Source organism: Streptomyces sp. NPDC051020 (genome assembly GCF_040683105.1).
Lineage (GTDB): Bacteria > Actinomycetota > Actinomycetes > Streptomycetales > Streptomycetaceae > Streptomyces.
Genome location: NZ_JBFBCG010000152.1, coordinates 1 through 8,659, shown reverse-complemented (window position 1 = coordinate 8,659; position 8,659 = coordinate 1). Strand labels below are relative to the sequence as shown.

Annotated in this window: 7 protein-coding genes and 1 pseudogene; 5 read left to right on the top strand and 3 right to left on the bottom strand. The window is 67.9% G+C overall.

Annotated features, from left to right (window positions below):
- Window positions 1-713 (bottom strand): annotated as a pseudogene (locus tag AB0N06_RS37145) (IS200/IS605 family accessory protein TnpB-related protein); the annotation flags it as partial.
- Window positions 714-1,098: 385 nt separating this feature from the next.
- On the opposite strand from AB0N06_RS37145, the gene AB0N06_RS37140 reads away from it, so the two are divergent.
- The 3 genes from AB0N06_RS37140 (at window position 1,099) to AB0N06_RS37130 (ending at window position 3,180) form a co-directional block, all read left to right on the top strand.
- The gene (locus AB0N06_RS37140; protein WP_366139099.1) at window positions 1,099-1,344 is read left to right on the top strand and encodes a hypothetical protein; all 246 of its coding nucleotides are present in this window, start codon (window positions 1,099-1,101) and stop codon (window positions 1,342-1,344) included.
- Complete coding sequence (locus tag AB0N06_RS37135) at window positions 1,331-1,825, top strand: Clp protease N-terminal domain-containing protein (protein WP_366139098.1); 495 nt, start codon at window positions 1,331-1,333, stop codon at window positions 1,823-1,825. Before AB0N06_RS37140 ends, AB0N06_RS37135 begins: the two co-directional genes overlap by 14 nt.
- Window positions 1,826-2,019: 194 nt before the next feature.
- On the top strand, window positions 2,020-3,180 hold the full coding sequence (locus AB0N06_RS37130; protein WP_366139097.1) for a serine hydrolase domain-containing protein: 1,161 nt from the start codon (window positions 2,020-2,022) through the stop codon (window positions 3,178-3,180).
- An 81-nt stretch (window positions 3,181-3,261) separates the two neighbouring features.
- On the opposite strand, the gene AB0N06_RS37125 is transcribed toward AB0N06_RS37130, so the two are convergent.
- The gene (locus AB0N06_RS37125; RefSeq protein ID WP_366139096.1) at window positions 3,262-4,470 is read right to left on the bottom strand and encodes a globin domain-containing protein; all 1,209 of its coding nucleotides are present in this window, start codon (window positions 4,468-4,470) and stop codon (window positions 3,262-3,264) included.
- Between the two features lie 303 nt (window positions 4,471-4,773).
- On the opposite strand from AB0N06_RS37125, the gene AB0N06_RS37120 reads away from it, so the two are divergent.
- Complete coding sequence (locus tag AB0N06_RS37120; protein WP_366139095.1) at window positions 4,774-5,736, top strand: hypothetical protein; 963 nt, start codon at window positions 4,774-4,776, stop codon at window positions 5,734-5,736.
- A gap of 102 nt (window positions 5,737-5,838) precedes the next feature.
- Window positions 5,839-7,917 carry a PQQ-dependent sugar dehydrogenase gene (locus tag AB0N06_RS37115; RefSeq protein WP_366139094.1) on the top strand — a complete coding sequence of 693 codons (2,079 nt, stop codon included), beginning with the start codon at window positions 5,839-5,841 and terminating at the stop codon, window positions 7,915-7,917.
- Window positions 7,918-7,963: 46 nt separating this feature from the next.
- Here AB0N06_RS37115 and AB0N06_RS37110 read toward each other — a convergent pair whose 3' ends face one another.
- The gene (locus AB0N06_RS37110) at window positions 7,964-8,437 is read right to left on the bottom strand and encodes a hypothetical protein (protein ID WP_366139093.1); all 474 of its coding nucleotides are present in this window, start codon (window positions 8,435-8,437) and stop codon (window positions 7,964-7,966) included.
- Between the last annotated feature and the right edge of the window lie 222 nt (window positions 8,438-8,659).

Here is an 8,659-nt window from a genome sequence, read left to right as displayed (position 1 = left end):
GCCAGGTGCGCGAGCGGAGCAGGCAGCTTGATGCTGACCTCGCCGTCCGGGGTGACGCGGATCGTCTCGTTCCCGAACCGCTTCCCCGACTCACCGTCCGCAGCGATGAACCAGCGTTCCGCCTCCCACCGTTCCCGCCACTGCTCCTCGGTGAGCTCCGCTTGGGCGAGGTGGTTGCGGGTGTTGAGGAGACGCTTGCCGCCCCGTACCACCCGCACCCGCCCGGTCTGTCGGTCACGGACCGCAGCAGTGTGCCGCGCCTCCAGTGCCGCGAGGCGGCGGGACTTGCGGAACCACTCGCCCTTGGACCGGTAGCCGCCCGCGGCCCGCTTCGTTCCACGCTTGCCGATCGGGAGGGACAGACGCTGCCGCAGCGTCCTGATCCCCGCCTCCAGCGTCTGGATGTGCGCCGCCTGGCAACGGCGCGCCAGCGCCCACTGATCATGCGTGGCCTTGGTGATCGCACCCGCGATCCGCGACGACGACAGCGGCGTCAGGTCCCGCTTACGCGCCGCCCAGGTATCCGCACTGTGCTCCAGACCGTCCGCACAGCGGGCCCTGAGATCACGGGAAGCAAGCGCACCCTGATGCTCACCGACCGCACGCAGCACCATCTCGTCCCGGGGCGTGAGGTGCTTGAGCCGGTCCCGGACCGCCACCCCGCAAGGCCCCGGCACCACGAAGGACGCCGCCAACTCCCGCAAACCGCCCACCACACCACCCCCTCCCGCAAGGCCAGACACCCGTCACCCAGCCCAACGAGCAGCAGCGGCCAAGGTCACCCATTCGGCCCCAGAACCCCTTCCACCCCACCAACCCACCGACAGGACTCACTCCCGCACGCCACCACTCACTTCAGCCCAGCAAACCGACAGCAGCTCACAACCCCCTCGCCCTGCTGGACATTGCCTCGGTGCTCAGCGACGAGGAACGCGAAATCCAGGCCACGGTCGCCAAATTCCTCGCCGACCGCTTGAGCTCGCCGTCGTTTGCCGACATGTCGGCCCATGATCGCGAGTCCCGACGCATCACCCCGCCCTGCCCCAGTCATTAGCAACTCGGGTTGACTATCTTCATTAGTCAACTATAGTTGCTTGCATGTCGGCCGCCAAGAATCCCCTTCCTCAAGAGCCCGCTGACACCCTGGCGGCTGTCGTCGCGTTGCGGCGCCTTGCCGATCAACTGGAGGACGCCGCTGTCGAGCAGGCCATGCGAGCGGGCTGGAGCTGGCCGCAGGTCTCCGAGGCACTCGGTGTCACCCGCCAAGCCGTCCATAAGAAGCACGCCAAGCGGCTCATCGCCGCCGGAGTCAAGCTGAGGAGGCGCGGCGATGAGCGCGTTTGACAAGTACCTGCACGCAGTCATCGTGCGGGCGACGCACGAAGCCCACGAGGACGGGTCGGCGACGATCGACGCGCACCATCTCCTGTTGTCGATCGCTGCCGATCAGGGGTCTACCGCACAGCAGGTCCTGGCCTCGGCCGGGCTCGATCACGCTGCTGTCCACGAGGCACTGGATCGCGAGTTCGAGCACAGCCTGAGCATGATCGGAGTGTCTCCGGCCACCTATGACCTCCCCAGGCCGAGCCACGCTTCCCAGCAGCCCAAGATGGGTGCGTCCGCCAGACTCGCACTGGATCGGAGCTTCGCCTCCGCCCGCAAGAAGGACCTGCGGTCAGCGCATCTGCTACTCGGGATCCTGCAGGCTCAAATCGGCACCGTGCCACGGGCGCTCGCCTTGGCCGGTATCGATCAGGCCGAACTGGCGGACCGCGTACGGCATACGCTCAACCAGCCAGGATCAGTGCCCGCCGGAAACAGCTGACACGGCCAATTCACCCCGCGGCCGTGCCCTAGCCGGGATGTGCAGCGAGTCCTGGCGAGTCCTGTAGGCGTGCGCGATGGATCGCACACTGCGCTGGGCCCTAAGCCCCTGGTGAGAGCCGGTGGGTCAATGAATCACGCTGTGGAGAGGGGCCGGGCGGCCATCTACGGGTCACACGCGACAAGGAGAACCACATGCACCAACACACCGCTCATACAGACAGCGGCCGACCGGGCGCCGAACCAGCCAAGGCTGCGGGCGCCGTAACTGAGCCCGCGCCGGCCTCAAGGGCCGAGGGCTACGAGGCGATCCAGCGCTTACTTCAGCAAGCCGTGACTCAAGGCGGCCTTCCCGGCATTCTTGCTGAGGTCTGCGACGGCGACCGGCAGTGGTTCGGGTCCGCAGGAGTGGCCGACACCCGAACCGGCCGCAAGCGCTCACAGCAGGACCGGTTCCGCATCGGCAGCATCAGCAAGACGTTCGTGGCCACCGTCGTGCTGCAGCTGGCGGCCGAAGGCAGGCTGAGCCTGGATGACACCACGGAACACTGGCTGCCCAGCGTGGTCCACAGCCACCACCACGACGGTGTCAGGGTGAACATCAGGATGCTGCTCAACCACACCAGCGGGATCTTCAACTACACCGATGACCAGGAAGCACTGAACCGTTACGAGACACACACCCCCGAGTCACTGGTGCAGATCGCCGTATCCCATCCGCCCACCTTCACACCGGGTTCGGGCTGGGCGTACTCCAACACCAACTACGTCCTCGCAGGCATGATCATCGAACGGGCCACCGGCCGCGCGCTTGCCGAGGAGATCACAGAGCGGATCTCCCTCCCACTCGGCCTGACTGGCACGTACCTGCCGCACGGCAGCGACCCGACGATCCACGGACCACACTCCCGGCACTACACGAAGCTGTTCCAGACCCACCCCGGCGCGCCGGTCCACGACGCGACCGAGCTCGATTCATCCATGTTCTGGGCAGCCGGCGGCATGATCTCCACCGCCGGGGACCTCAACCGGTTCTTCGGCGCCCTGCTGGGGGGCCGGATACTGTCACCGGCCCAGCAACGCGACATGTTCACCACCGTGCCCACCCGCGACTGGATTTCCAACGCCGCCTACGGCCTCGGCGTTTCCTCAGTCAGACTGCCCTGCGGGGAAACGGTCTGGGGCATGGGGGGTGCGCTCTTCGGATCGTGGTCCTACACCTACGGCGCTCGCGGTGGCGAACAGATGGTCACCACCAACGTCAACGGCGACTGGAGCACTGACGGTTGGGACGACCCCATCGGTATCTTCACCGATCTGCTTCAGGCGAAGTTCTGCCGCCGGAGCGGTACCTGAAAACCGGAGTCGCTCAGGCGCTCAATGGTCCGCGTGCAGAACACCCGCTCCCACCGGTTGCGGGAGGTCCGGGGATCCGGGTCAGTCCAGGTCGGCCTGCCACAGGTCGGGGCCGAACACCTCGTACTGGATGTCGTGGGGTGCGACGCCCTGCTCGATCAGCCGGCTCCGTACGGCCTGCATGAACGGCAGCGGGCCGCACAGGTAGTACAGGGCGTCCTCGGGCAGGTCGACCGCTGTGGGGTCCATCAGCCCCTGGAAGACCCCGTTCACCGGCTCGTGGCTTCGGCCGTCCTGTTCGTACCAGACGTAGAGCTGCGCGTTCTGCAGGGCCAGGACGTCGCTGACCACCTGGCGGCGCAGGGCGAAGGACGCCTCGTCGAGATCGGCGTGCAGGAGGATGACCTGCAGGCCCGACTGAGCTGCGACAAGGTGGGAGAGCATCCCGGCCATGGGGGCGATCCCGATGCCTGCGCTGGCGAACACGACCGGCCGCCCGGAGTCGTCGAGCACGACTTCGCCGTAGGGCACCGACAGTGTGAGTGTGTCGCCCAGGCCCACCGAGTCGTGCAGGAGCGTGGACATCTCGCCGGCGGGCTCGCCGTCGCCGACAACCCGCTTGACCGAGAACTGGCGGTGCTCACCGTCGTCGGCCCGCGTCAGGCTGTACTGGCGCGGCTGGAGCACCCCGTCGGGCATCCGCATCCGCACCGTGACGTACTGGCCGGGCAGCGAGCTCTTCACCAGACGGTCGTCGGTCCGCTTGACCACGAAGGTGAGGACGTCGGCGGTCTCGCGGACCTTCCGCACCACCTGCCAGTTCCGCCACACCGTCTCCGGCCTGACGCCCCGCGCGCTGTAGAGGCCGCGTTCCTGGTTGATCAGGGCGTTGGCCATCAGCCAGTAGACCTCGTCCCAGGCCGCGGCGACCTCCGGGGTGACCGCGTCGCCCAGGACGTCGACGATCGCCCACATCAGGTTGTCGTGGACGATCTGGTATTGGTCGGGGCGGATGCCGAGGGACGCGTGCTTGTGCGCGATCCGGGAGAGCAAGTACTCGGGTACCCGCTCCGGGGTCTCCACCAAAGTGGTCGCAAACGCCGCCACCGAACCGGCCAGCGCCTGCTGCTGGTCCCCGTGGACCTGGTTGCCGCGGTTGAACACACCGTCCAGAAGCTCCGGATGTTCGCTGAACATGTGCCGGTAGAAACGCTGGGCGATCTCACGGATGTGCTCGGCGACGACCGGGAGCGTGGCAGCGACGACTGGCCGGGACTTGTCCGAGAGCACGAAGCATCCTCCAGATGTGGGGCGCGAGATGGATGATGCCATCCAGTTTTGTCCATGTTTTCCTGTCGCGCTCGTCGACACATCGGCACGGCCTGAGATCCCGCCCCTCTGCGTCCTTGTCCGCAAGGAGGTCCGCGCCGCCGCGGAAGGGCGCCCAAGAAATTGGCGAGTACACGCCCATTGTCAGGGTCGTAGCGAAGGGGGTTACATGGTCCCCGCACGCGGACGAAAGCGCTTTCTGTCGATCGGGAGACCTTGGTCGACTGCCCCTTCACCGCCCCTTCGCTGCCGCTGGGAGGCTGTATGACATCGCCCCGCACCAGACGCTACTCACTTGCCGTCGCCGCACTCGCCGCGACCGCCTCGCTTGCCGCCGCCACGTTTCCGGCCGACGCGGCCCGCCCGTCGACCGCCCACACTCCGCTGCGAGCCCAGGCTGTGGCGGCGTACGATTTCGGACACCCGGACCCCGCCGACCCCGGTCGCGAACAGGACATCGGGCGCTCCGGCACCACGCTCAGCCTGATCAACGGCGGTGCCGCGATGCGCGTGGCCGACGAAGCGTACCCGGGCGCTTCACCCGCCCTGCAGGTGCGCCAGCAGAACCCGGCCACCGCGGGCAACGACGACTGGAAGGCCGGGGCCTGGGACGCCGAGGGCATGTCGTCCCTCGGGGCCTTCCGCAGTGCCCGGGGTGCCACCGTCATGGGGTGGTTCAAGATGACGGGCGACAATCCCGCCCTCAACTCCAACACGGCCAACCCGAACGACCGTTACAACGCGATCGGGCTGGCCGGCGTGCTGTCCGGAACCTCCGACGGTCACGCGGTGCGTGCGCTGCTCGAACTCATTCAGGTGAAAGGCGAGTTGAAGCTGGTCGCGCTGGGGAGACGCCTGGACAGCGGCGCCTCCCAGACGTTCGCCGCCGAGGCCCCCTGGGAAGAACTGCTGCCGCGCGGTGAATGGGTCCACCTGGCCGCGACATTCGACTTCCGCGACGGCACCCTCGCGCTCTACCGCGACGGCAAGCCCCTGGATGGCTTCTACGTCACGCCGGGCGACCCCTGGGAAATCGCCACCACACCGGCGCCCCACCGCGCCTCGCCCACCGATCCCCGCGGCATCAAGATCGGCGGAAGCTACCCCCAGAACACCCGGGAGAACAACGCCTGCGACTGCCGCATGGACGACCTCCTGTTCCTGGACCGCCCGGTGCCGACCGGAGCGGTGGCGGCGGAGTACCAGCGCATGGCGGGGGGCCGCTGACCGGTGTCGTCCCTGGATCGTTCTTTCCCTGCCTCTTTGTCACGCCCGCCCGAAGGGACCCACATGGCGTCACGACGTACATATCGAAGGAACTGGGCGGCCGTGGCCGTCGGCGCAGCCCTCGCCCTCGGCGGTCTCGCCGCGCCGTCCCATGCCGACGAGCCCGCCGCGGCGACAGCCGCCCTGACCGACCCCATTCCGCAGAAGCCCGTCCAGTCCAGGACGGGACTCGTCCTGCAGGAGTTCGCACATTTCCCCAAGTCGGAACCTGTTCCGGCGCCGACGGATCCGCGCCTGATGCGCCACGCACGGATCAATACCATCAATGAACTGCCCGACGGATCCGGCCGGATGGCGACCCCCGACCTCAACGGCACCCTGTATCTCACCGACCCCGGCGCCGCGACGCGCACTTCCGGGGGAACCCCGCACCCCTACCTGGACGTCAAGGCGGCATTCCCGCACTTCTTCTCGGGCCGCGGTCTCGGTCAGGGCTTCGGGTACGCCGCATTCCACCCGGAGTTCGGAGCGAACGGGCGCTTCTACACCGTCCACACCGAGCTCGCCTCGCAGGCCACCGAGACTCCCGATTACCAGCAGGCCGGCACGCCCACCTATCACGGCATCATCACTGAGTGGACCGCCGACGACCCCTCCGCCGACGTCTTCCACGGCACCCGTCGCGAGGTGCTGCGTATCGGCTTCAGCGGCCAGGTCCACGGCATTCAGCAGATCGACTTCAATCCGACGGCCAAGCCCCACGACGAGGACTACGGCCTTCTCTACCTCGCGGTGGGCGACGGAGGGCAGGGTGTCGGCAACAGCGAGCCGCAGAACCTGACGCTCCCGCACGGCAAGCTTCTGCGGATCGACCCCGCGGGCCGCGACAGCGCCAACGGCCGGTACGGCATCCCCGCGTCCAATCCGTTCGTCGGTGAGCCCGGTTCGCTCGGGGAGATCTACGCGATAGGCATGCGGGACCCGCACCGCTTCAGCTGGGACGCGGGCGGCAGCCACCGTATGTATCTCGGCCACATAGGCGAGCACGCCATCGAGTCGGTGTACGAGGTCAAGGCCGGGGACAACTTCGGCTGGAGCGAGCGCGAGGGCCCCTTCGCATTCGACAAGAAGACCACCGACCCGTGCGCCCGCATCCTTCCCCTCCCCGCCGACGACGCCCAGTACGGCTACACCTACCCGGTCGCCGCCTACGACCACGACCCGGGACCCGGCTGGAACTGCCGGTCCGATGTGGGCCGCGCCATTGCCGGAGGCTTCGTCTACCGCGGCAAGGACGCGCCGGCGCTGCGTGGAAAGTACATCTTCGGTGACCTCGTGGACGGTCGGATCCTGGCCGCGAACACCCGTGACATGCACCGCGGCGCCGACCTCGCGCCGCTCGAGCAGCTGATGTTGTTCGACAAGTCCACCGGGAAGACGGTCACCATGCGCGACCTCGCCGGTGACCAACGTGTCGACCTGCGCTTCGGCTCCGACCGCAGCGGCGGCCTGTACATCGTCTCGAAGGCCAACGGGAAGGTCTGGAAGGTGACCGGGACCCGCACCTTCGCCGACTGCGAGATCGGCAACACCCCCACCACGCACACCGCCGGGCCCGACAACTGGGCACCCGTCACCCCGGCCAAGTGGGCGTACACCGAACGGGAGACGATCCTGGCCGAGCCGGGCGTCGCCCGCCCGGGACCGCGCCGCCCGTTCGAGTACGCCGTCCTGACCGCGGGCCCGCGCTACTCCTCCGTCACCGTCGAGGCGGAGGTACGGATCGACACTCCCGTCGAGATCACCAACCGTGACGTCATTCTCATCTGGGACTATCAGTCGGACACCCGGTTCCAGTACGCGCACTTGTCGAGCGACAACACCATCTACCCGCACAACGGTATGTTCACCGTCAACGACGCCGACCGGCTGCGCATCGACGACCAGTGGAACGGTGCCTTCGGCGCATCTCCGGCGATCAAGGACGACGGATGGCACAAGGTGCGCCTCACCCACTGCGCCGACACCGGTGAGACCGCCGTCTACCTGGACGGCAGCCACAACCCGCTGATCACGGCCACCGCCCCGGTCTTCGCCTCGGGCCGGGTGGGCTTCGGATCCTTCGACAACGCGGGCCGCGTCCGTCACCTGAAGGTGACGGGCACTCCGGCCGGCGACTGACCTCGCGGGAGCGGGCCGAGAGCGTCGGCCCGCTCCCGCACCGGCGTCACGCCGCCATTGCCATCGACGCCCTGCCGCGCGCGGTCTCGCCGGCCGTCGTCCGCTCGGCGAAGACCACGACCCGCAGCACCATGAACCGTCCGATCCCCGCAAGAGCTGACGCTGACAGATAGACCGTCTGCTCGGCCAGGGCCGAGGGCTCGGACCGGACGGAGTACAGGCAGAACAGCGCCCCTGTCGTGAACGCATAGCTCACGGCGACGGTCACCCCGGACTGAAGGTGAACCCTCCATCCCTTCCGCCCGCTCCGGAAGGAGACCCGCCCGTGCAATTCGGTGGCGATGACCGTGGAGACGACGGTGACCAGCGCGTTGGCAACGACCATCGGTATCCGGTCGTTGAGCAGTACGAGTACCCCGCTGGATGCCAGCCCGACACCGCCACCACACACGACGAACCGCACGAAGGCCGCGACGAGCGGATGAGGAGTGCGAGTCTGCGGGCGCGAAGGGGCGGTCACGAGGGGCCTCCGTAGGCTGAGTGGAACGGTGTTCCGATTCCACCTCAGAACCTACGGACAGGGCGTCGTCCGAGCGACCGGGTTAATCCCCGATTTCATTGGGGGTTTCCCCCCAGGGGGCCCCGGGCAGGGGCATTGCGCGATTGGGATTGGTCCGGTTCGCCGGTCTCGTGAGTGACGTGGCGTCATGTCCGTTGTGTGGCAAGGGACCCCGGAGAGCAG